Source organism: Pseudomonas sp. KH_040, from assembly GCF_057839305.1.
This window is the reverse complement of record NZ_CM174487.1, coordinates 2,234,430-2,257,273: the sequence shown is the minus strand read 5'-3', so window position 1 is coordinate 2,257,273 and position 22,844 is coordinate 2,234,430. Positions and strand designations below refer to the sequence as shown.

Below are 22,844 nucleotides of genomic sequence, written 5' to 3'. Positions count from 1 at the left end.
GCTACAGCGGTCAGACATGCTCGCTGCTTTTCACCTGCACCTTCGGCGCACCGTGCCCATGATCGTGGTCATCTGGCTCGATCACCGGCACTTCCTTGCCATCGCAGTCATGCAGCTTACCGTCGCTGAAGTAATCGCCTTCACGCAGCGCCGCCAGATCGCGATAGCGCAGGGTCCGCTCTTCCGCCGCCGCAAACACCGACTGCTGATCCGAGTTACCGGCGGTAAAGTGGTTGAAGGCCAGGTTGAGCAGGATCGCCATGATCGCCGACGAACTGATGCCCGAGTGGAAAATGGTCGCGAACCAGCTCGGGAAGTGATCGTAGAAGTTCGGTGCGGCAATCGGGATCATGCCGAAACCGATCGAGGTGGCGACGATGATCAGGTTGACGTTGTTGCGGTAATCCACCTTGGACAGCGTGCGGATACCACTCGCCGCCACCGTACCGAACAGCACGATACCGGCGCCGCCGAGTACCGACGTCGGCACTGCTGCGATAACCCGGCCCATGAACGGCAGCAGACCAAGGATCACCAAGAAGATACCGCCAGTCGCCACTACATAGCGGCTCTTGATCCCGGTCACCGCCACCAGCCCGACGTTCTGGGCGAAGGCGCTCTGGGTGAACGAACCGAAAATCGGCGCAAACATACTCGACAGCATGTCCGCCCGCAGGCCATTGCCCAGACGTTTGGAATCGACTTTGGTGCCGATGATTTCACCGACCGCCAGAATGTCTGCCGACGTTTCTACCAGCGTCACCATGACCACGATGCACATCGACAGGATCGCGGCGAAGTGGAAGGTCGGCATGCCGAAGTGGAACGGCGTCGGGAAGCCGAACATCGGCCCGGTGGTGACGCTGGAGAAATCCGCCATGCCGAGGAACACCGCCAGCACCGTGCCGATCACCATGGCCAACAGGATCGACAGACGCGAGATGGTCGAGCTGCCGACCTTGCTCAGCAACAGCACCAATACCAGCGTCACCGCCGCCAGACCGATGTTCTGCATGCTGCCGAAATCCGGCGCGTGACTGTTGCCGCCCATCGCCCAGCGTGCGGCCACCGGCATCAGCGTCAGGCCGATGGTGGTGATCACGATACCGGTGACCAAGGGCGGAAAGAACTTGGTGATTCGCGAGAACACCGGCGTGATCAGTAACCCGATCAAGGACGCCGCTATCACCGCGCCGAGCACCGACTGGAAGCCGCCCTCCCCGCCACTGCTGACGATTGCGACCATGGTCGCCACGCCGGAGAACGATACACCCTGCACCAGCGGCAACTGACAGCCAAAAAACGGCAGACCCAGGGTTTGCAGCAGCGTCGCCAGCCCCCCCGCAAACAATGAAGCAGCAATCAGCAAACCGATGTCCGCCGGCGACAGGCCGGCCGCCTGGCCGATGATCAGTGGCACCGCAACGATACCGCCGTACATGGTCAGAACATGTTGCAGGCCGTAAGCCATATTCGCGCCGACCCCGAGATTTTCGTCCTCGGGCCGTTGGTGTGAAACATGGGGCGTTTTCATGGTGGGGGGTTCCCTGGTTTTTGTTATGCGCACACTGTATTCAAAACTCGCGACAAGTGTCCATGGTTTTGTATACAAAATATCCGGGGCGGGTTACTCGTCACTCAAACGGCCTGATGACTTGAGTACCCCCTCATCACGTGGCACGGTCAAAAGCCATGCCGTACGGATCAACGGATGCCCCCCGCCGGGCAAGAAAAGGAAGTCACCATGAGTGGAAAACCCGCTGCACGCGCCACAGACGCCACAACCTGCCCTGCCCATGCGGCGCAGAAAATAGTTGCCGGCTCTCCCGACGTATTCTTCGATGGTTTGCCAGCCGCGCGCCTCGGCGACACAGCCTCTTGCGGCAGTTCCATCAGCGGCAACATTTCCGCAACCGTCTTCATCAACGGTAAAAACGCCGCCACCCAAGGCAGTCTTGGTAGCCATGGCGACGTTATCGTCGGCGGTTCCGGCACCGTCATCATTGGCCAGAGCGGCGGTGGCGCTGCGATCAGCCCCGTTCCGCCGATCAACCTCGGTTTCGACGAACAGTTCACGTTGCTGGACGCCGACGGCGAGCCTGTCCCGGACTTCGCTTACAAAATCACCACCGCGTCCGGCAAGGTAATCCGCGGCATCACCAATGAGCGCGGACTGACCCAGAGAGTCTCGACCCGAGCGAGCGAACTGCTGCATCTGGAGCCTGACGACCTGGCCTGAGCAGGAAAAACCAGTGGCTGAATTCACCTGAAGGGAGTTGTAACCAGCATGGCGCAGGCAATACTCAACAATAACCGGGCTCCCTCGAACCGGCAGAGTGGCAGTACGCATCCCGCAGTCGTTGTCACCAAATACACCAAACGGGCTGACGAAAACGGCTGGCTGAGTGTAAAACTCGAACCTAAAGGCACGCTCGTCGCCCTCTGCGAATACACCAAAGTGACCTTCACCAAGGAGTCCGGTGGTCGAACCTACTTCCGGATCGCCGACGGCAATTCGGAGTTCGTCGGGCAGACGGCCAGCCTGAAAACCGAAAATGCCTTGAAGTACCTGATGGACACCCCGCCAACGGCGCCTGCCACCGTCAAGGTCAAGTACACCGGCGCACCGGCCCATGCGGTCTCGGAGTTCAAAGGCAAACTGCTGCAGCAATGGGCACAGGTCAGCTTCAATGGCAAAACGGCGAAGGTGACGCTGAACAGCCAGTGGGGCGGCGAATTTACCCCGATCCCACCCGGACGCCATCGGATCATGGCGCCTGACCGCTCCCACGGAAATATCTCCACGGATGGCTACAAGGTACAAGGTAATCTGCATTGCACCGACGTCTGGTTTCCAATCGAACTGCAAGGTACAAAAGGCAACAGCAGCCGTTACATCCATGTCGGTCATTTGTCCGACGGCTGTGTCACCTTTTATGAGTTGATAAAATGGAACGACATCTACGACTACCTGATCTGCCGGCGAGTCAAAGGTGAAGGCGGGAAATATGTCGGTGAATTGCTGGTGGAGAAATAATTGAAACGGTTGCTACTTATCCGATGGATACCCGCGCTGCTGCTGGTCATTGCCAGCAGTGCCAGTGCCAGTGCCGACTTTGGCTGTGATGACTTTCTTTCGAAGCTCGCAGACAAGCCATCGTTTGTTGAATTCAAAGGCTGCAAACAGGCGCTTGACCGCATGGGCCAGCCATTTTCAGCCAGCTATGAAGTATCCGGGGCCAATGCTTCGAAAGCCGAACAGTACCTTGAACAGCACTTCGGGATTTTGCCGATCAAGCGCGCCTGTTGTGTCTGGGACTCGACCCAAAATGGTTTCAGAGATCCAGCAACAGGCATCAACTACCTCATCAGCATTGGCTCAGAGGAAACAGAGGTCAGGCAACGGGAGTCGTGGGCCAAGATCAATCGCTTCACGATCCAGGTCGATGCTTACGCTGAGGATCCCTGACCAGGCTGGATAAGGCGTCCGAGCACCGGCCTCAACAACTGTGGGCTCGCGACCCGTATCCCGAACTCAACCTCAATCAGATCGAGTAGATCCTCGACGTCCGCGACCTCACGCCGCTCGCTCTCGGCGCCCATGCGATGAATGGCGAAACTGCCGTTGTTCAGCGTCTTGCGCCAGCCATCGCCGGTACGCGCGACCATCAGACGTTGGGTAAACGGTGACTCGGGGTGTGTCGAGACGTACCAGTTGCCGATGGTGTAATCGATGTCTTCCTGGCGTTGCAGATCGAACAGGTACATCGATCGCCACTCACCCGCCACCTTGGCACGCAGCATGTAGCCGTCGGCCTGTTTTTCAATGCGATAAGGTTCGTGAGGGGTCGCTTGCTCAGTCTCGGTATCGAGAAGCAGCGGCGCGGTCGGCACCATGCCACCGAAACCGACATCGGTGATGTAGCGCACATCGTCGATGGTCACCAGACTCAAACGGTGTGTACGCGATGTCCAACTGCCTTCGGGCTGATTCATTACCACGCGCCCGCTGATGGCCCGAGCGTCGAACCCCAGTTCCAGCAACAGGGCAAAGAACAGGTTATTCAGTTCATAGCAGTAACCACCGCGCCCACCGAGCAAGACTTTTTCTTCAATGGACGGCAGGTCGATCAACACCGGCGCCCCGCTGATCGTCGCCAGGTTCTCGAACGGAAACACGCCGGTATGACGCAATTGCAGCAGACGCAGGGTCGCAAGTGTCGGTTCCGGTGGCTTTTCAAAACCCAGACGTTGCAGGTACAGCTTCCGATTCGTCAGGCGTGGCTCACTCATTGCTCGATCCTTATGCATGGGGCCGCAGGTCACTGCGTTGATGGTCGCCATGTATACGGGATCCGGCACTGTTTTCGACAATTGATTTCGCCAATCGCCTGCTAGCGTTTCTTGCGTGAACCGATACGGATCCACGTCGGCGCATGGTCACTGGCGTGCGGTTCGTTGCGCACCCATGCGTCTACGCCGGCTTCATGCAGATAAGGACTCAGCGCCGGGTTGAGCAGCAGATGATCGATGCGCAGACCGGAGTTGGTTTGCCAGTGTTGGCGGAAGTAGTCCCAGAAGGTGTAGAGCCGATCCTCGGGATACAGATGCCGCAGCGAATCGGTCCAGCCCTGATCGAGCAAGCGCTGATAACACTCGCGACTCTCAGGTTGCAGCAGCGCATCCTTGAGCCAGGAACGGGTGTTGTAGATGTCCATGTCGGTGGGCACGACGTTGTAGTCACCGGCCAGCACCACCGGGTGATCGCTGCTTTGCAAATCCTTCGCATACGCGATGAGCCGTTCGAACCAGGCCAGTTTGTAATCGAATTTCGGTCCCGGTTGCGGGTTGCCATTGGGCAGGTACAGGCAGCCGACCAGCACGCCGTGCACCGCCGCTTCCAGATAACGGCTGTGCTTGTCATCCGGATCGCCGGGCAAACCGCGACGACTTTCCAGCGGTTGCGCGTCGCGGGCGAGAATCGCCACGCCGTTCCACGAAGCCTGGCCCTGCCATATCGCGCCGTAGCCGGCGGCCTCCAGCTCTGCGGCGGGGAATGCCGTGTCGACAGACTTGAGTTCTTGCAGGCAGGCGATGTCCGGTTGCTCGCGCTTGAGCCAATCCAGCAGATTCGGCAAACGTGCGCGCAGGCCGTTGACGTTGTAGGTGGCGATCCGCAGGTTTTTCATCGGCTGAGGCTCCTGCCCATGGGCTGTGAAAATTCTGACCTCGTGAACATCGCGCCGGTTGCATCGGATCCACCCGCTGCGGCGTAATAGGCGCTCGCCATTCGCCCGCTCCGCCGAGACCTGAATCCCATGCAAACCACGCTGCAAGGTCAGCGCATCCTTTTGCGCCCGCTCCAGTATTCAGATGCCGCTGCCCTGCTCCACGCTGCCGCTGACGGCGAATTGTGGAACCTCACCGTCACGGTCGTGCCGTCGGCGAGCACCGTCGACAGCTACCTGAAAAAAGCCCTCGATGGCCGTGACGCCGGCTCGGTGCTGCCGTTTGTCATTGTGCTCAAAGAGAGCGGCGAGGTGATCGGCTCTACACGTTTCTGGAAGATCGACCCGCTCAATCGCAAGCTGGAAATCGGTAGCAGCTGGATTTCCGCGAGCTGGCAAAAATCCTTCGTCAACACCGAAGCCAAATACCTGATGCTGCGCCACGCCTTCGACGTGCTCGATTGCGTGCGCGTGCAGTTCACCACCGACGAGAACAACCAGAAGTCACGTAACGCGATCCTGCGCCTTGGCGCGCAACAGGAAGGTATCGTCCGCCACGAGCGGATCATGCCGGACGGACGCAAGCGCAACTCGGTACGTTTCAGCATCATCGACGACGAGTGGCCGCAGGTACGCTTGCACCTGGAACAGAAACTCGCCGGCGACCGGTAATGCTCAGGCGCGATTGCGCAGCCATTGTAGAAAGCCTTTTTTCGCCACCACCACCGGCGCTTCCTCGGTCAGCGATTGCGCCTTGTGCAGGCGGTAATCGAGCAAGGTTTTCATGGCATCGCTGATATCGTGGCGAGCGTCCAGACACGGCTTCAGGTAAGTCTTCTCGATGCGGTACAGGGCACAGAAGGTTTTCGCGGCAAACTTGGCCGGCACAGAAGAATCGGAAAGTATGCCGGCCTCGCCGATCACTTCGCCGGGGCCCATGCGCCCGGACTCGAACGGCGTGCCATGGCGGGTCAAGGTCACCGTGACCACACCCGACTCGATAATGAACAAGTGATCGCTGACCTCCCCCGCCTCAAGAATCGTCTCGCCGGCACGGAAGGTTTGCAGGGCCATGTTCTGGCTGAAGGTTTCTTTCTCTTCCTGGCGCAACGTCGAGAAAATCGGCGAGCTGTCGAGCAATGCCCGTGGCCGCGAAAGGTTGGCCGGCGCACCGGTTTCATTGCTCGATAGCAAACTCACCCCGGACGCCTGCAAGTGCCGATAGGCCAGATCGAACAGCTGATTACGCACCACACGCTTCTCGCCCATCGAGGCGACGAAACCGCTGATCTCGTATTCCGCACCGCTACTGCCGGAGCTTTTCAGCGCCACACTGGGCGCGGGAGTATCGAGCAACTGACGACAGCCCTGCATCGCCCGCTCCAGCGCATCGATCACTGAATTGGGCCGCGCGTGCGGGCTGACCTGCACGCTGACCGCGACACCGAACATATTGCTCGGCCGACTGAAGTTGATGATCTTGGCTTTGGCCGCCAGCGAGTTGGGAATCACCGCCATGCTGCCCTGGCTGGTTTGCAGGCGTGTGGCGCGCCAGTCGATGTCGGTGACCCGGCCTTCGGTGCCGTCGATGGAAATCCAGTCATCCAGTTGATAGGGCTTGGTGGTGTTGAGGACGATCCCGGAGAACACATCGCTGAGCGTGCTCTGCAAGGCCAGACCGACGATGATCGCCAACGCTCCGGAGGTGGCCAGCACGCCTTTGACCGGCAGATCCAGCACGTACGCCAGCGCGGCAATGATCGCGATGAGGAAAATCACCGCGCCGAGCAAATCCTGCAACAGCCGCCCGGTGTGCCCGACCCGTTGCATCATCACCGCGCCGATCAACACCGTCAGGGTGCGCGCACCGAACAGCCACCAGCCAATCTGCAACCCGGTCGCTGCCAGGTGCAGCGGCACGTTGTCGGCCCACGGTGCGGGCTCCATCGGGTTGAGGCCTTCGTTGAACAGCAACACGCTGAACAAGGCGAAAATCAGCACCCGCACCAGCAGTTTCCACTCGCTGCCATGGGAGCTGATCAAGCGCCACAGACCGAGATCGAGAAGGATCAGGATCAACGCGCAAAATAACGGATGTTCGGTGAGCAGAGACAGCATCAAACAACTCCGACGAAGGCCAATCGCGAGAAGATCGCACAGATTGGGACAGTGTAGGAGCAATTGATTTCACAGCATGAACACGCCCGCAAAAACACCACAAAACCCATGTAGGAGCTGCCGCAGGCTGCGATCTTTTGATCTTGAAAAAACAACATCAAAAGATCGCAGCCTGCGGCAGCTCCTACACAGGTTTACGGGGTGGCGGGTTATTTATCGTTGCTCAGGCTGTTGTAGCTGGTGAACAGGTTGCGGTAGTCCGGGATGTGGTTGGAGAACAGCGTGCCCAGCCCTTCAATATCGTTGCGCCAGTCGCGGTGCAGTTCGCAGGCCAGCCCGAACCAGGTCATCAATTGCGCGCCAGCGCTGGACATACGATTCCATGCCGAATCGCGGGTCAGTTCGTTGAACGTACCCGAAGCATCGGTGACCACGAACACATCAAAGCCTTCTTCCAGTGCCGACAGCGCCGGGAATGCCACGCACACTTCCGTCACCACACCGGCGATGATCAACTGCTTCTTGCCGGTCGCCTTGATCGCCTTGACGAAATCCTCGTTGTCCCAGGCGTTGATCTGGCCTGGACGGGCGATGTACGGCGCGTCCGGGAACAGCGCTTTCAGCTCCGGCACCAGCGGGCCATTGGGGCCGGTTTCGAAACTGGTGGTGAGGATCGTCGGCAGCTTGAAGTACTTGGCCAGATCGGCCAGTGCCAGCACGTTGTTCTTGAACTTGTCCGGATCAATATCGCGTACCAGCGACAGCAGCCCGGCCTGGTGGTCGACCAGCAGCACTGCGGCGTTGTTCTTGTCCAGACGTTTGTATTGAGTGGTCATAGCAGTAATCCTCGCGGGTGGTAGAGGCCGACGGGGGTCGGCCTCAGGGGACTCGATCAGCGCTGGGAATCCAGCACTTCGTGTTCGTTCGCGACTTGCTGAGCCTTGAGGTAGCTCTCGATCAGCAATTGATAATGCGGCATGGCCTGGGCGTAGACCGCCGCCCACTGTTCGGCATCGGGACGGTTCCACGAGCCTTGCAGCTCGGAAAGCGTAGCCATGATGTCGATCGGCACCACCCCGGCCTGGGCCAAACGGGCAACGGTCAGATCAGTGGCGAGTTTTGAGTGATTGCCGGACGCGTCGACCACGGCAAACACCCTGTAGCCTTCGTGCACGGCGGCGATGGACGGGAACGCCAGGCACACGCTGGTCAGGGTTCCGGCGATCACCAACGTCTTCTTGCCGGTGGCTTTGACCGCTGCGTGAAATTCCGGATTGTCCCAGGCATTGATTTCGCCTTTGCGCGCCACGTATTGCGCATGCGGCGCCGCTTCGTGAATCTCCGGGATCAACGGCCCGTTCGGCCCCTGCGGCACAGAGGCCGTGGTGATCACCGGCATCTTCAACAGGGTCGCGGCTTTGGCCAGCGCAACGGCATTGGCGCGCAATTGCGGCACGTCGATGTCCTTGACGATCTGGAACAGACCGCTCTGGTGGTCGATCAACAACATCGCTGCGTCGCTGGCATCGATGGTCGGTTTGTGGCCGTCGAAGTTCGCTGCATTGACAGTGTTCATGTGCGTGTCCTCTTTTCTATAGGCGACAGCCATCCCTGGCCTGCGAACCGGCCTACGCATCCTGTGTAGAGCGGAGTGGTGGTACGTTAAGCGTGCATCTGGCCGAAGCGGCCGGACTGGAAGTCGGCGAACGCCTGATGGATTTCCTGCTCGGTGTTCATCACGAACGGGCCGTGGCCGACGATCGGTTCGTCGATCGGCTCGCCGCTGAGCAGCAACACCACCGCGTCCTGGCTGGCTTCGAGCGTCATCTGATGGCCGTCACGCTCGAACAGCGCCAACTGCCCTTCGCGCACCGATTCCACACCGTTGACCTGCACCGAGCCTTTGAGCACCACCAGAGCGGTGTTGCGGCCTTCGTGCAGATCCAGCGTCAGCAACTTGCCGGCGTTGAGGCGCAAGTCCCACACGTCGATCGGTGTGAAGGTGCGCGACGGGCCTTTGTGGCCCTCGAACTCACCGGCGATCAGTCGCAGGCGGCCGGCATTGTCCTTGAGCGCGATGCTCGGAATGTCGCTGTCGAGAATGGTCTGGTAGCCCGGCGCGGCCATTTTGTCCTTGGCCGGCAGGTTGACCCACAACTGGACCATTTCCAGTTTGCCGCCGGTTTTGGCGAAGTTTTCCGAGTGAAACTCCTCGTGGAGGATCCCGGAAGCGGCGGTCATCCATTGCACATCGCCCGGGCCGATCACACCGCCACTACCGGTCGAGTCGCGGTGCTGCACTTCGCCTTCATAAACGATAGTCACGGTTTCGAAACCACGGTGCGGATGCTGACCAACGCCACGCCGTTCGGAGGTCGGGGTGAAATCGGCAGGGCCAGCGTGATCGAGCAGCAGGAACGGGCTGATGTGTTTGCCCAGGTTGTCGTAGGAAAACAGCGTGCGAACCGGGAAACCATCGCCGACCCAATGGCCGCGCGGGCTGGTGTAGATACCGATGATGTTTTTCATGGTTGTCTCCAATGGGGTGAGTGATGCGATGGATTAAGCTTAAATCCATGACCATTAATGCACTAGACTGCAAAAATCAGCCTTAGCGTTCTATCTGGAGAACGATGGTGGAAGACCTCAATACCCTCTACTACTTCACCCAAGTGGTCGAACACCACGGTTTCGCCGCTGCCGGGCGCGCACTGGACATGCCCAAATCAAAACTCAGCCGGCGTATTTCCGAACTGGAAGAGCGCCTCGGCGTACGCCTGCTGCACCGCACCAGCCGCCATTGCTCGCTGACCGAAATCGGCCAGGCGTATTACCAGCGCTGCCTGGCTATGCGCGTCGAAGCCGAAAGCGCCGCCGAGCTGATTGAGCGCAATCGCTCCGAACCGCAGGGCCTGGTGCGCCTGAGTTGCCCGACGGCGCTGCTTAACTCGTGGGTCGGGCCGATGCTCACGCGTTACATGCTCAAGTACCCGCTGGTGGAGTTGTTCATCGAGAGCACCAATCGCCGCGTCGATCTGCTGCACGAAGGCTTCGACATTGCTTTGCGCGTGCGCTTTCCGCCGCTGGAGAACACCGACATGGTCATGAAGGTGCTGGGCAACAGCACGCAATCGGTGGTCGGTAGCCCACAGTTTGTCGAACGCCTGTCGTCACCGCCCTCGCCCGCTGACCTCAATGGTTTGCCGAGCCTGCATTGGGGCGCGGCGCAGCGTGAATATCAATGGGAGTTGCTGGGGCCGAATGACCACACGGCGCTGATCCGCCACACGCCGCGGATGGTCACCGATGATTTGATCGCGTTGCGTCAGGCGGTGATTGCCGGGGTTGGCGTGGCGCACTTGCCGAGTGTGGTGGTGCGTGAGGATATTGCCGCCGGACGCGTCGTCGAGCTGATTCCGGGTTGGGCGCCGAAGTGCGGGGTGGTGCATGCGATCTTTCCGTCGCGGCGCGGGTTGTTGCCGTCGGTGCGCACGTTGATTGATTTTCTCGGCGAGGAGTTTGCCCACAGTGACATTGCCTGAATCGGTGGTGCGCCCGCTCGCGAAGAGGCCAGTCCGGACAACACAAATCCTGGAAAAGATTCATGACTTCTGATCAACAGTGCTTTGCCCCACCAGCGGTTTTTCTCAACGATTCAGACACGGATACTCCTGCCCATTCCCACTGCAACCCTGGAGTCTTTCATGTCTGTACCCGCTTTCGGTCTTGGTACGTTTCGTCTGCAAGGCCAAGTGGTCATCGATTCGGTGAGCACCGCCCTTGAACTCGGCTACCGGGTCATCGACACCGCGCAAATCTACGAAAACGAAGCCGATGTCGGCGCGGCCATTGCGGCCAGCGGCATCCCACGCGACGAGCTGTTCCTCACCAGCAAGATCTGGGTCGCCAACTTCGCCAAGGATCGTTTGATCGACAGCCTCAAGGAGAGCCTGCAGAAATTGCAGACCGACTACCTCGACCTGACGTTGATTCACTGGCCATCACCGGAAAACCAGGTACCGGTCGAAGAATTCATGGGCGCGCTGCTGGAGGCCAAGCACCTGGGCCTGACCCGGCAGATCGGTGTGTCCAACTTCACCATCGACTTGATGAAATAGGCCATCGCGGCCGTCGGTGCCGACAACATCGCAACCAACCAGATCGAACTGCATCCGTACCTGCAGAACCGCAAGGTAGTCGAGTTTGCCCGCAGCCAAGGCATCCACATCACCTCGTACATGACCCTCGCCTACGGTGAAGTGTTGAAAGATCCGTTGCTCCAGCAGATCGCCGAACGCCTGCAGGCGACGCCGGCACAAGTCACCCTGGCCTGGGCGATGCAGTCGGGCTACGCGGTGATCCCGTCGTCGACCAAACGTGACAACCTGCAAAGCAATCTTGCTGCCACCGCGCTGACGCTAAGCGACGCCGATATGGCGCTGATTGCCACACTCGATCGCGGCCATCGCCTGACCAGCCCGAAAGGCATCGCGCCTGATTGGGACTGACCCGACACGCGTCAGATGTGTAGACGTTGCGCGAGGCTGGCCATGGCCTCGCGCAACGTCTCGACCGCGATGCCAAGCTTTGCCGCTTGCGCCTGTTGACTCGCCAGCTCCAGATCAACACACGCCGCCACTACCCGCGCTGCGCCCACCATCTGCGCCCCGCCCTTGATGTGATGAGTGAGCTCACGCAGCCCTGCGCGATCCTGCTCAGGCTGCAAATCATCAAGGCGTTGCAGATCGAGCTGCAAACTGTTCAACACTTCCTTGCGCAACTGTTCGATCAGGGCATGATCATCCCCGGCCATTTGCTCCAGGGTGCTCAGGTCGATTTCCGCCAACACCGGCGTTTCGCCGGGGGCAGCCGCGATGTCGCAATGACTGGCCGCCGTCAATGCCTGCGCCAGGTCGTGCAAGCGGATCGGCTTGAACAGACATTCGTCCATGCCGGCATTCAGGCAGCGCGTGCGCTCCTCAACCTGAGCGTTGGCGGTAAAGCCGAGGATCAGACAGGGTTCGCGACCAGCCGTTGCTTCTTCATCACGAATGGCCTGCGCCAGTTGATAACCGTTGCGCCGCGGCATGTTGCAATCGGTGATCACCACATCGAACGCCTGTGCACGCCAGCGCTCCAGCCCTTCATCGCCGTTCACGGTGTCGACCGTACGATGGCCGAGTTCACTCAACTGCCAGCACAGCAGCAAGCGGTTCACCGGATGATCGTCCACCACCAGAACACTCAATGAACACGTAGCGGCGATCAGTGTGTAGGACGGCGCCGGGGCCTGAGCGAGGGCTTCCAACAGCGGCAGCTCGAGGCTGACTTCGACCTGCGTTCCTTCGCCCTGTGCACTGTCGAGTCGCAGCGTGCCGCCCATCATTTCGCAGAGGCTGCGACTGATCACCAGACCCAGTCCGGAGCCGCTGCGGGCCGCTTGCGAATCAGCGCCCGCCTGCACGAACGGGCTGAACAGCCGTCGCCGATCGTCGTCGCTGATCCCCACCCCACTGTCTTCAATCAGTACCTTCACCGCCAGGTGTTCGGCGACCATTGCGGTCACCACCAGCCGCAGACTGACCTCGCCCTCCTCGGTGAACTTGATCGCGTTGCTCAACAGATTCGACAGCACCTGTTTGAAGCGCGTCGGGTCGATCAGCACGTCAACATCGCTGCGAGCATCAAGTTCGATGTGCCACAACAAACGCTTCTGGCGCGCCAGCCCTTCAAACACCCGACACACCGACACCACCAGTTCGCGCAGGTTGGCGCGTTCCGGCGCGAGGGACAAATGCCCGGTCTCGATCCGTGCGATGTCGAGAATGTCGCCGATCAGCGCCAGCAATTGTTGCCCGGCATTGGAGGCCACCTGAATGGCCAAACGATCGGTCTGGCCTTCCTCGGCGCGCTTCAAGGCCAGTTCAAGCATGCCGATCAAGGCGTTCATCGGTGTACGGATTTCATGGCTCATGGTCGCCAGAAACGTGGTTTTCGCCCGATTGGCGTCGTCCGCCGCCTCCTTGGCTTCCTGCAATTGCTGCAACCATTGCTGGCGCCGACGAATCTGCTGGCGCTGAAAAACGATCCAGGCCAGCGCCAGCGTCAGCAACACCGCGGCACCGGCAAAGCCCAGCAGAATTTCGCGACGATGCCGTAACCAGTAACTGTCATCCACAACCACATCGTGGCTCCAGCGCTCAACCAATTCGTCCATCTGTTGCGGGGCGATGCTCAGTAAAGCCTTGTTCAGGATCGAATGCAGTGCCGGCATGTGCGGCGCCGTCGCCAGCGCAATGCGCGCCGGTTGATCACCGACCGTGCCGCTGATGCGCAGACGCTCGCGGTAGTGACGGGCGATCAGAAAGCGCGCTACCAGCAACGAGCTGACCGTGGCGTCGACCTGGCCTTTGGCGATCAACGCCATGCCTTCGGCGGGGCTTTTGACTTCGATCAGACGGATGCGCGGCACCCGTTCCAATAAATATCCGCGTAACGGATGGCCGCGATAAATCGCCAGCCGTTTATCGTTCAGATCATCAAGGTTGAGCGGCCCCTGCACGGTGATTGCACTGACCAGCACAAACGGATTGTTCAGATAGGCGCGGGTAAATTGCAGTTCGGTTTCGCGCTCGCTGCTCGGTGTCACCACCGGCAATACATCGAGTTCACCGGCCTTGAGCTGTTCGATCTGGCGATCCAGCGACGTTCCGCGCACAACTTCGAAGTTCAGCCCGCTACGCTGGCTGATCAAGCTCAGCAGTTGCGCCGACAGCCCGCTGAAACGGCCATCGGCATCAAAAAAAGTCAGCGGTGCGAAATCTTCGATGGCACCGACGCGCACCACCGGATGCTGGTCCAGCCACTCCTGCTCGCTGGCACTGAGTTGCACCCGCGACTGTTCAGCCATTTCGGCAAGGCCTGCGCTCCAGCGTTGCTCGATACGTTGCCGGCGCTCCATGGGGATGGCCGTCAACGCTTTATCGACGATGCGTTTGAGGCGCGCGTCGCTGCGCAACAGGGCAAAGCCGAACGAATTGGCGTCCAGTCCCGCCGGGCCGGCCAACTGCAGGTCGTTACGATAATTGGTGTTGATCAGGTAGTTGGCACTGATGAAGTCGCCCAGATACACGTCATCCGCGCCGAATGCCACCGCCCCGAGCGCATCCATCGCCGAAGGGTAGCGCTGCACGCTGGCCTGGGGATAGAACGCTTGTACGCTGGCCAGTGGCAGATAGTCCTCGACCATGGCCAGACGCTTGCCGGCCAGATCGCTCGGCAACCGCTCTTCGAGCCGAGTCACCAGCATCGGCTGATCTTCGGCGTAAGCACGGGACAGAATGAAGTCCGGGTCGGCGGCTTCAAAACTGTTGGAAGTCCCCAGCAGATCAAGATCACCGCGTTTGAGTGCCGCCATCACGGCATCGCGGTTGGCAAAACGCTGCACTTCGATGCGCACACCGAGCAACTGCGCCAGCAGATCAGCGTAATCGGCGGTCAACCCTTCGAGTTCATGCTGATTGCGGGTGATCTCGAACGGTGGGTAATCCGGACCAGAAACGCCCATGCGCAGTATCGGGTGCTGACGCAGCCATTGCCGGTCCTGTTCGTCCAGGCGCAACTGGTTGTTTTCCGGCCCGCTGCGGGTCAGTACTTGCAGCACTTGTGGCGTGTCACTCGCCCAGCAGGTGGCTATCAGACTCAGCCACAGCCAGAAAATCTGCCATCCCTGCTTCATGTCCGCTCGCTCAGATCACATGATTGCGCTTGGCGAAATCGCGCAAGTGCACCGCTGAGCGGACCCCGAGCTTTTTCATCAGACGGGTTTTATAGGTGCTGACGGTTTTGTGGCTCAGGTGCATGTCCTCAGCAATCGCCTTGTTGGACTTGCCCTGCCCCAGTTGCTGGAAAATGCTCAACTCACGATCGGAGAGCTGATCGATCATCTGTTTCTCCGTGGTTTGCACGGCATTCAGCGTGCTGAAAATGTCCGGGAGCGTAGAAAAATAGGTATGCCCCGACATCACCGCCCGAATGGCGTTGCGCAATTGCTCCAGTTGATTGGTTTTGGTCACGTAGGCCATGGCCCCGGCACGCACGCAGCGATCCTGATAGAACATGGGTTCGTGTGTGCTGAACACCAGCATGCGGCAAGCAAAATCATTGGCCTTGATCCGGGCAAGAACCTCCAGCCCACCGAGTACCGGCAAGTTCAGATCGAGTATCACCAATCGAGGCTGGTGTTCCCGAATCAGCGACACCACCTCGTTGCCTTGGGACGCCTCGTAGATCTCTTTGAATCCTGCAGCTTGCAACACGATCCGGATGGCGGCGCGCACCACTGGATGATCGTCGACGATCAGCGCTGACTTCATGGCCACTCCCGGTGCAAAGTCTGACGAACAGGCCACCGATGGGGGCTGATCCAGACTCAGTGGCTGCGCCGGGACTGTTACATGGAACGGCGAGCAAATCACCTGTCAGACCTGACAGTTGCGGCCAGTGTTTTTTTATGCATGAGCAGCGAATTTTAGCGGTGAATATGGCTGGCAGGCTGACAAAAGCTGCCGTCTCGCGGGTGTATCGACCAGCGCCATCAACTGACTGATCGACTGTTTTGAGGGCAGTGCCAAATGGCTGATTTGCACATTTTCCTGGGCGAAACCCGAGGCCTGTTGTAATGGCGCGGTGGATTCGTTGTAGATCAGCGCCTGACAAACTTGCGGGTTATCCAGGAAAAACCCCAGCAGATCCAGCGAACCTGCGGCCAGTTCGGCATTGATGACCACCACATCGAACGGCTCGCAACCGTAGTCCACCAGCGTCAGCAGTTCGGTGAGGCTCTGTGCCGGAGCCACGCGGTAGTAATCGAGGCTGTTGAACAGACGTTCGATTTTCATCCGGTGGAAATGCTGCGAATCGGCAATCAAGATGCGCAGGGTTTTCGTGATCATGGTCAATCTCCCGGGATTTGCGTTTTCTGGGTGTGGCAAGACTACGCAAGCCCTACGGCGGGTTCTGTAGGAATATTCCGAAAAATACGGCTATTCATCGCAGGCTCAACAAGCCGGCCCCTCACTCGACGTTTTAATGACCGACTGAAACCCCTTGAAGAGGAAGACCGCTTTATTCGGTGGTACTCGGACTCCAGAACGCCTGCACCACCAATGCCGACGTCGAGATTCTTGCGACCAGCGCATCCAGTTCATCACCATCGACCGACGTCGTCGCCAGCGTCGCTTCGATTTCGATTTCATCGGCGCCGAACGCATGCACATCGACGTCGCTGGCCGGGTAGTTGCTGCGTTCAAGCTCGGCTTCGAGCAACGCGAACACGGCGGTTTGCTGGGAGCGCCGGGCGATGACGTAGACGATGTTGGTGACTTCAGCCGAAACCACGTCCAAGGGCTGGCGGTTGATGTTGTTGACGATTGGCCGCAGCAAGGTGTTGGCGGCCAGAATGAACAGCGTGCCGAGCACCGCTTCGGCAAGCAGGTCGGCACCGGCACAGGCGCCGACCGCCGCTGAAGTCCACAGCGTCGCGGCGGTGTTGAGGCCGCGCACATTGCCCTCTTCGCGCATGATCACCCCGGCGCCGAGGAAACCGATGCCGGAGACCACGTAGGCGACCACGCGCACCGCGCCTTCAGCACCGGCGAGCCGGTTGGCCATGTCGACGAAAATCGCCGCGCCGACCGCGACCAGCACGTTGGTGCGCAGGCCGGCAGTGCGTTGCCGGTACTGGCGCTCGAAGCCGATCAGACCACCGAGAATGAACGCAGCGCTGAGGCTGACCAGGGTGTCGAGCAGCGAATCGAGGTTGAGGTTGTTGATGGCTTGCATAGTCAAATCTCTTAAAAACACAACAATCCCTTAGGTAGGGTTTGCTTGAAATCCAGGTGAAACGAACACTCCTGTAGGAGCTGCCGAAGGCTGCGATCTTTTGATCTAAAAAAAGCAGAATCAAGAGATCGCAGCCTTCGGCAGCTCCTACAGAGGGGCAGCGGTGTTGCTGTTATTGCCAGCCGAACCGGCGGATGTAGAAGCCTTTCACCGCCTGGGTCAGCGCCATGTACGCCAACAGAATCACCGGCAGGAACACGAAGTACAGCGATGGCAGCGCCTGCAATTTGAAGTAGTGCGCCAGCGGCCCCATCGGCAGGAAGATGCCGATCGCCATGATGATCCCGGTCATCACCAGCAGCGGCATGGCGGCGCGGCTTTGCAGGAACGGAATCTTCGGCGTGCGGATCATGTGTACGATCAGCGTCTGGGTCAGCAACCCGACCACGAACCAGCCGGACTGGAACAGGGTCTGGTGATCCGGGGTGTTGGCATCGAATACGTACCACATCAAGGCGAACGTGGTGATGTCAAAGATCGAACTGATCGGGCCGAAGAACAGCATGAAGCGCCCGACATCGCCCGGCTGCCAGCGTTGCGGTTTTATCAGCATTTCCTCATCGACGTTATCGAATGGAATCGCAATCTGCGAAATGTCGTAGAGCAGGTTTTGCACCAGCAGGTGCATCGGCAGCATTGGCAGGAATGGAATGAACGCACTGGCCACCAGCACCGAGAACACGTTGCCGAAGTTGGAGCTGGCGGTCATCTTGATGTACTTGAGCATGTTGGCGAAGGTGCGCCGCCCTTCGAGCACGCCCTCCTCCAGCACCATCAGGCTCTTTTCCAGGAGGATGATGTCAGCCGCTTCCTTGGCGATGTCCACCGCACTGTCCACGGAAATGCCGATGTCGGCGGTACGCAGCGCGGGCGCGTCGTTGATGCCGTCGCCCATGAAGCCGACCACATGGCCATTGCCTTTGAGGATGCGCACGATGCGCTCCTTGTGCGACGGCGTTAGCTTGGCGAAGACATTGGTGGTTTCCACGGCCACGGCCAGTTCAGCATCGCTCATGCGCTCGACGTCGTTGCCCAGCAGCAGGCCTTGTTGCGCGAGGCCGACTTCACGGCAGATCTTCGCGGTCACCAGTTCGTTGTCGCCGGTCAGCACTTTCACTGCCACGCCATGTTCGGCCAAGGCTTTCAGCGCGGGCGCAGTGCTTTCTTTCGGTGGATCGAGGAACGCCACGTAACCAATCAGCGTCAGTTCTTGCTCATCGGCCAGGCTGTAAATTTCGCGACCTTCGGGCATCGAGCGAGCGGCCACGGCCACCACGCGCAAGCCTTCAGCGTTGAATGCTGCGGTGACCTGACGAATCCTGGTCAGCAATTCATCGCTCAAGGCTTCATCGACCTCGCCATGACGCACGCGGCTGCACACCGCCAGCACTTCTTCCACCGCGCCTTTGCAGATCAGCTGATGCGGCTGGCCGCGCCCTTCGACCACCACCGACATGCGTCGGCGATTGAAGTCGAACGGGATCTCATCGACCTTGCGAAACGCCGTGCCGACTTTCAGTTCACGGTGGACTTCCACGTGTTCCAGCACCGCGACGTCGAGCAGGTTTTTCAGACCGGTCTGGTAGTAGCTGTTGAGGTAAGCCATTTCCAGCACGTCATCGGAATCTGCGCCCCAGACATCGACATTGCGCGCGAGGAAGATCTTGTCCTGGGTCAGGGTGCCGGTCTTGTCGGTGCACAGCACGTCCATGGCGCCGAAGTTTTGAATCGCATCAAGACGTTTGACGATAACTTTTTTACGCGACAGAAACACCGCGCCTTTGGCCAACGTCGAGGTGACGATCATCGGCAGCATTTCCGGGGTCAGGCCAACGGCAATCGACAGCGCGAACAGCAGCGCTTCAGTCCAGTCGCCCTTGGTGAAACCATTAATAAACAGCACCAGCGGCGCCATGACGAACATGAAACGGATCAACAGCCAGCTGACTTTGTTGACGCCTTGCTGGAACGAAGTGACCGCGCGATCAGTGGCGCCGACACGCTGGGCCAAAGCACCGAAATAGGTGCTGTTGCCGGTGGTCAGAATGACCGCCACAGCGGTGCCGGACACTACGTTGGTGCCCATGAACAGGATGTTGTCCAGCTCCAGCGGATTGCGCGTGTCGCGATCAGCCTGACGCGGAAATTTTTCCACCGGCATCGATTCACCGGTCATCGCCGCTTGGCTGACGAACAGATCCTTGGCGCTGAGCACGCGGCAATCAGCAGGAATCATGTCACCGGCCGAGAGCACGATCAGATCGCCCGGCACCAGTTGCTTGATCGGCAATTCGCTGCGCGGCGCATCACGGCGCATCACCGTGGCGGTGTTGCTGACCATGGCTTTCAGCGCGTCGGCGGCCTGGTTGGATTTGCTTTCCTGCCAGAAGCGCAGCAGCGTCGACAGCACCACCATGGAAAAAATCACCACGGCGGCTTTGAGGTCTTCGGTCAGCCACGAGATCACCGCCAACAACGTCAGCAGCAGGTTGAACGGGTTTTTGTAGCAGTGCCACAAGTGCGTCCACCACGGCAGAGGCTGCTCATGTTCGACTTCGTTGAGACCGTATTGCGCACGCAGCGCATCGACTTCGAAATCAGTGAGGCCATCGGAGTGCGTGCCCAATGACGACAGCAATACACCGCTGTCGCACTGCGCGGCATCGACCAACGTGTTGGCTAGCGTGGGCGGGACTTCACGGCTGACCGTGGTGTCGTTGATCGATTCCAGCAGCGCCAGGCGACGGAAGTGCCGGGCGATGTGGCGGGTCCGCAGAAAACCTGCGAAGAATTCTTTGAGCGTAAGTTTCATGGCTGTTGCCCCTATGGTCAGCCGGGAAACCGTCAAGCAGGTACGGCCGCGCCTCGTCCGCCGGAACAACCGGCACGGCAAGGCCTGGCGCGCCGGTCAGAAACGACAGGCGTGTCGATAGGGCTGCGATCACGACGATAAAGTCGCAATCACGCTCTGTTCAGCGTCGATGAGAAGGAACGTCCAGACATGGCCCAGGACGGGTCATGCACGGGATGCCGCTGCTCGCTGTTACGGCGAGACAACGGCAGAGAAAGGCTGCGCGTTATCTTGCCGAGAATCTGCCGGTTACCGAGACCGGCCGACAACTGTCACTCGAACAAGTACCCACTGTGGGTCTCCGCTATTGATGAAAACGCGCGAAGCTTACGCCCCGATGATGTGAGAGTAAACCGGCAAAAGGAGGTGTGTCGGGGAATGTGGGGGATGTTCAGGAAGGGTTCAGGATGATCGTTCCCACGCTCTGCGTGGGAATGCAGCCCGGGACGCTCCGCGTCCCTATCGAAGGCCGAACGCGGAGCGTCTGTTGAGGCATTCCCACGCAGAGCGTGGGAACGATCTGGCCTGGAAATCGGCGTTAGCTAGCAGTCGCCAACAACAGATCCGCCATCGAACGATGCCCACGGTTCTTGCCATGCTCATACAGCGAGCCGGCAATCTCATCCGCGCGAATCGGCAACACCGACAGCAACGTGTCGCTCAGACCATGGCTGGCCTGGCAGAAGCCCTGCATGTAGATGCCGGCCTTGCAGCGTTCGTCGGTGATCAGTTTGTAGTTGCGATCGACCTCGAAGTCACCGAGGTATTCTTCCAGCGGTGCCAGCAGTTTGCGGTGCATCTGCCGCTCGTAACCGGTGGCCAATACCACCGCATCATAGTTGCGCACGGTGACTTCGCCGGTGGCGTTGTTGCGCACAGCCAGTTCGATACCGTTGTCGGTGGCGGTGGCTTTCTCGACGGTAGTCAGGGTGCGGAACGCGTGGCGGGCAATCCCCGAGACTTTCTGCCGATAAAAGATGCCGTAGATGCGTTCGATCAGGTCGATGTCGACCACCGAATAGTTGGTGTTGTGGTACTCGTTGACCAGACGTTCGCGCTCGGCACTGTTCTGCTGGAACACCAGGTCGGTGAACTCCGGCGAGAACACTTCGTTGACGAACGGGCTGTCATCGGCAGGCTTCAAGGCCGAGCCGCGCAGGATCATGTCGACCTGCACCGACGGGAACGAATCGTTCAGGTCGATAAAGGCTTCTGCTGCGCTCTGCCCGCCACCGATGATCGCGATGCTCATCGGCTGATTGTTCACGCACGGCTGCTTGGCCATTTGCGACAGGTATTGCGAATGGTGGAACACACGGGTGTCGCCTTTCAGTGCCTTGAACGCCTCCGGAATGCGCGGCGTGCCACCGGCGCTGACCACCACCGAACGGGTGGTCCGTACCTGCTGCTGGCCGTCGCTGCCACGGGAAATCACGCGCAGCGCTTCAACCTGTTGGTTGTGCAGCACCGGCTCGATGGTCAGCACTTCTTCGCCGTAACGGCTCTGCTCGGTGAACTGCCCGGCGACCCAGCGCAGGTAGTCGTTGTACTCCATGCGGCACGGATAGAACGTGCCGAGGTTGATGAAGTCGACCAGACGACCGTGGTGTTTGAGGTAATTGACGAACGAGTACGGGCTGGTGGGATTGCGCAGGGTCACCAGATCCTTGAGAAAGGAAATCTGCAACTCGCTCTGCGTCGACAGGGTGTTGCCGTGCCAGCTGTAGTTGGCCTGCTTGTCGAGGAACAGCACATCCAGCTCGCCGTGGGTCGGCCCGCGCTCTTGCAGAGCGATGGCCAGCGCCAGGTTCGAAGGGCCGAAACCGACGCCGATCAGGTCGTGAACGATGGGCGATGCAATTGCCTGTGTCATTTCCAGTGTCCTCTGGATGAACCCCTCAACGCGGGGATAAAGCCTGGGTGGCCTGACCGGCCTGAATCAGGTCAGCAGGTCGTCTGTTGAGTAGGAACGAGGACGATGAACGGAAATTTAACCAGCAAGGATCAATGGGCATCCCATTGTTTAATCCGCAAGCGGCAATGTTTCATGGCGTTGACGATGTGTTTTTCTACCAACGCCTTGGAAATCCCGAGGTGCTCGGCAATTTCCGGATGGGACAGACCTTCGATCTTGCGCAGCAGAAAACTTTCACGGCAACGCGGCGGCAACTCGGCCAGCGCGCGCTGGAGCATCTCCAGACGCTGGCCGTGGTCAAGCGTGCCATGGGGCGACGGGGTGAAATAGCGTTCTTCACTGTCCAGCACATCGAGTGATTCGACCTGGCGCAAGGCGTTGCGTCGATGATCATCGATGACCAGGTTCAATGCCGTGCGGTAAAGGAAGGCCCGCGGTTGTTCGATCGGCGTGTCGCTGGAACGCTCCAGCACCCGCACATAAGCGTCATGCACCACATCTTCGGCCACCTGACGGTTGCCCAGCTTGGCGTTAAGGAAACACACCAGCTCACGATAGTAGTTTTCCAACATGACTCCCGACCGCATCGATGCAGTTCCTGTCCTTGAGCACACTGATCCCGCCACGGAATTGGCAGTAGCAAGATAGTGGCAACTTGAGGTGCGTAATTTATAGTAATTCTCATATAGATTTAAAGAGCTGATTCCACATCCCGACCAAATAGTCCTGCCCGGACACCTGTTACATGATGTGTGGGCGCTTAAATTCCCTTGCCCATGCATCGTTTACAGGACAGCTCCCCGTATCTGTCGTGCCATGCGACAGCGTT

Annotated in this window: 19 protein-coding genes and 1 pseudogene; 6 read left to right on the top strand and 14 right to left on the bottom strand. The window is 59.4% G+C overall.

Features of this window, described 5'->3' with window-relative positions; translation table 11 throughout:
- Positions 1–10 precede the first annotated feature (10 nt).
- Complete coding sequence (locus AC3IUF_RS10020; RefSeq protein ID WP_007913403.1) at positions 11–1,534, bottom strand: nucleobase:cation symporter-2 family protein; 1,524 nt, start codon at positions 1,532–1,534, stop codon at positions 11–13.
- A gap of 210 nt (positions 1,535–1,744) precedes the next feature.
- Here AC3IUF_RS10020 and AC3IUF_RS10015 point away from each other — a divergent pair, with 210 nt between their 5' ends.
- From AC3IUF_RS10015 to AC3IUF_RS10005, 3 genes are read left to right on the top strand one after another with little or no spacing between them, the layout of a single operon-like run.
- Complete coding sequence (locus AC3IUF_RS10015) at positions 1,745–2,239, top strand: PAAR domain-containing protein (protein WP_095111762.1); 495 nt, start codon at positions 1,745–1,747, stop codon at positions 2,237–2,239.
- 48 nt (positions 2,240–2,287) lie between these two features.
- Complete coding sequence (locus AC3IUF_RS10010) at positions 2,288–3,037, top strand: hypothetical protein (RefSeq protein WP_123374806.1); 750 nt, start codon at positions 2,288–2,290, stop codon at positions 3,035–3,037.
- Entirely contained in the window at positions 3,038–3,469 is a 432-nt protein-coding gene (locus AC3IUF_RS10005; RefSeq protein WP_489280949.1) for a DUF4952 domain-containing protein, read from the top strand.
- Here the strand turns inward: AC3IUF_RS10005 and AC3IUF_RS10000 are convergent.
- The gene (locus AC3IUF_RS10000; RefSeq protein WP_489280948.1) at positions 3,451–4,293 is read right to left on the bottom strand and encodes an arylamine N-acetyltransferase family protein; all 843 of its coding nucleotides are present in this window, start codon (positions 4,291–4,293) and stop codon (positions 3,451–3,453) included. The genes AC3IUF_RS10005 and AC3IUF_RS10000 overlap by 19 nt on opposite strands.
- A gap of 101 nt (positions 4,294–4,394) precedes the next feature.
- Positions 4,395–5,189, bottom strand: a complete 795-nt coding sequence (gene xth, locus AC3IUF_RS09995; protein WP_007913395.1) for an exodeoxyribonuclease III — start codon at positions 5,187–5,189, stop codon at positions 4,395–4,397.
- Between the two features lie 129 nt (positions 5,190–5,318).
- Here xth and AC3IUF_RS09990 point away from each other — a divergent pair, with 129 nt between their 5' ends.
- Positions 5,319–5,900: a GNAT family N-acetyltransferase gene (locus tag AC3IUF_RS09990; protein WP_489280947.1), complete on the top strand. Its 582-nt coding sequence runs from the start codon at positions 5,319–5,321 to the stop codon at positions 5,898–5,900.
- Positions 5,901–5,903: 3 nt separating this feature from the next.
- Here AC3IUF_RS09990 and AC3IUF_RS09985 read toward each other — a convergent pair whose 3' ends face one another.
- The 4 genes from AC3IUF_RS09985 to AC3IUF_RS09970 form a co-directional block, all read right to left on the bottom strand.
- Positions 5,904–7,346: a mechanosensitive ion channel domain-containing protein gene (locus AC3IUF_RS09985; RefSeq protein WP_489280946.1), complete on the bottom strand. Its 1,443-nt coding sequence runs from the start codon at positions 7,344–7,346 to the stop codon at positions 5,904–5,906.
- A gap of 209 nt (positions 7,347–7,555) precedes the next feature.
- Entirely contained in the window at positions 7,556–8,182 is a 627-nt protein-coding gene (gene ycaC / locus AC3IUF_RS09980; protein WP_007913392.1) for an isochorismate family cysteine hydrolase YcaC, read from the bottom strand.
- 56 nt (positions 8,183–8,238) lie between these two features.
- The gene (locus AC3IUF_RS09975) at positions 8,239–8,922 is read right to left on the bottom strand and encodes an isochorismatase family protein (protein WP_414915410.1); all 684 of its coding nucleotides are present in this window, start codon (positions 8,920–8,922) and stop codon (positions 8,239–8,241) included.
- Positions 8,923–9,008: 86 nt separating this feature from the next.
- Positions 9,009–9,875, bottom strand: coding sequence for a pirin family protein (locus AC3IUF_RS09970; protein ID WP_123374800.1), 867 nt, complete (start codon positions 9,873–9,875; stop codon positions 9,009–9,011).
- A 104-nt stretch (positions 9,876–9,979) separates the two neighbouring features.
- Here AC3IUF_RS09970 and AC3IUF_RS09965 point away from each other — a divergent pair, with 104 nt between their 5' ends.
- On the top strand, positions 9,980–10,888 hold the full coding sequence (locus tag AC3IUF_RS09965) for a LysR substrate-binding domain-containing protein (RefSeq protein ID WP_007913389.1): 909 nt from the start codon (positions 9,980–9,982) through the stop codon (positions 10,886–10,888).
- Positions 10,889–11,050: 162 nt separating this feature from the next.
- A pseudogene (dkgB, locus tag AC3IUF_RS09960) lies at positions 11,051–11,854 on the top strand (2,5-didehydrogluconate reductase DkgB).
- 11 nt (positions 11,855–11,865) lie between these two features.
- On the opposite strand, the gene AC3IUF_RS09955 reads toward dkgB, so the two are convergent.
- From AC3IUF_RS09955 to AC3IUF_RS09925, 7 genes are all read right to left on the bottom strand, one after another.
- On the bottom strand, positions 11,866–15,084 hold the full coding sequence (locus AC3IUF_RS09955) for a transporter substrate-binding domain-containing protein (protein WP_489280945.1): 3,219 nt from the start codon (positions 15,082–15,084) through the stop codon (positions 11,866–11,868).
- A 10-nt stretch (positions 15,085–15,094) separates the two neighbouring features.
- Positions 15,095–15,721, bottom strand: coding sequence for a response regulator (locus tag AC3IUF_RS09950; RefSeq protein WP_489280944.1), 627 nt, complete (start codon positions 15,719–15,721; stop codon positions 15,095–15,097).
- 135 nt (positions 15,722–15,856) lie between these two features.
- Positions 15,857–16,300, bottom strand: coding sequence for a chemotaxis protein CheY (locus AC3IUF_RS09945; RefSeq protein WP_489280943.1), 444 nt, complete (start codon positions 16,298–16,300; stop codon positions 15,857–15,859).
- A 172-nt stretch (positions 16,301–16,472) separates the two neighbouring features.
- Positions 16,473–17,189 (bottom strand): MgtC/SapB family protein, encoded by a 717-nt coding sequence (locus AC3IUF_RS09940; protein ID WP_007913384.1) that lies wholly within the window; start codon positions 17,187–17,189, stop codon positions 16,473–16,475.
- Between the two features lie 172 nt (positions 17,190–17,361).
- Positions 17,362–20,061, bottom strand: a complete 2,700-nt coding sequence (gene mgtA, locus AC3IUF_RS09935) for a magnesium-translocating P-type ATPase (protein WP_489280942.1) — start codon at positions 20,059–20,061, stop codon at positions 17,362–17,364.
- 577 nt (positions 20,062–20,638) lie between these two features.
- Positions 20,639–21,973, bottom strand: coding sequence for a lysine N(6)-hydroxylase/L-ornithine N(5)-oxygenase family protein (locus tag AC3IUF_RS09930; RefSeq protein WP_007913375.1), 1,335 nt, complete (start codon positions 21,971–21,973; stop codon positions 20,639–20,641).
- 131 nt (positions 21,974–22,104) lie between these two features.
- Positions 22,105–22,587, bottom strand: coding sequence for a sigma-70 family RNA polymerase sigma factor (locus AC3IUF_RS09925; protein WP_042704912.1), 483 nt, complete (start codon positions 22,585–22,587; stop codon positions 22,105–22,107).
- Between the last annotated feature and the right edge of the window lie 257 nt (positions 22,588–22,844).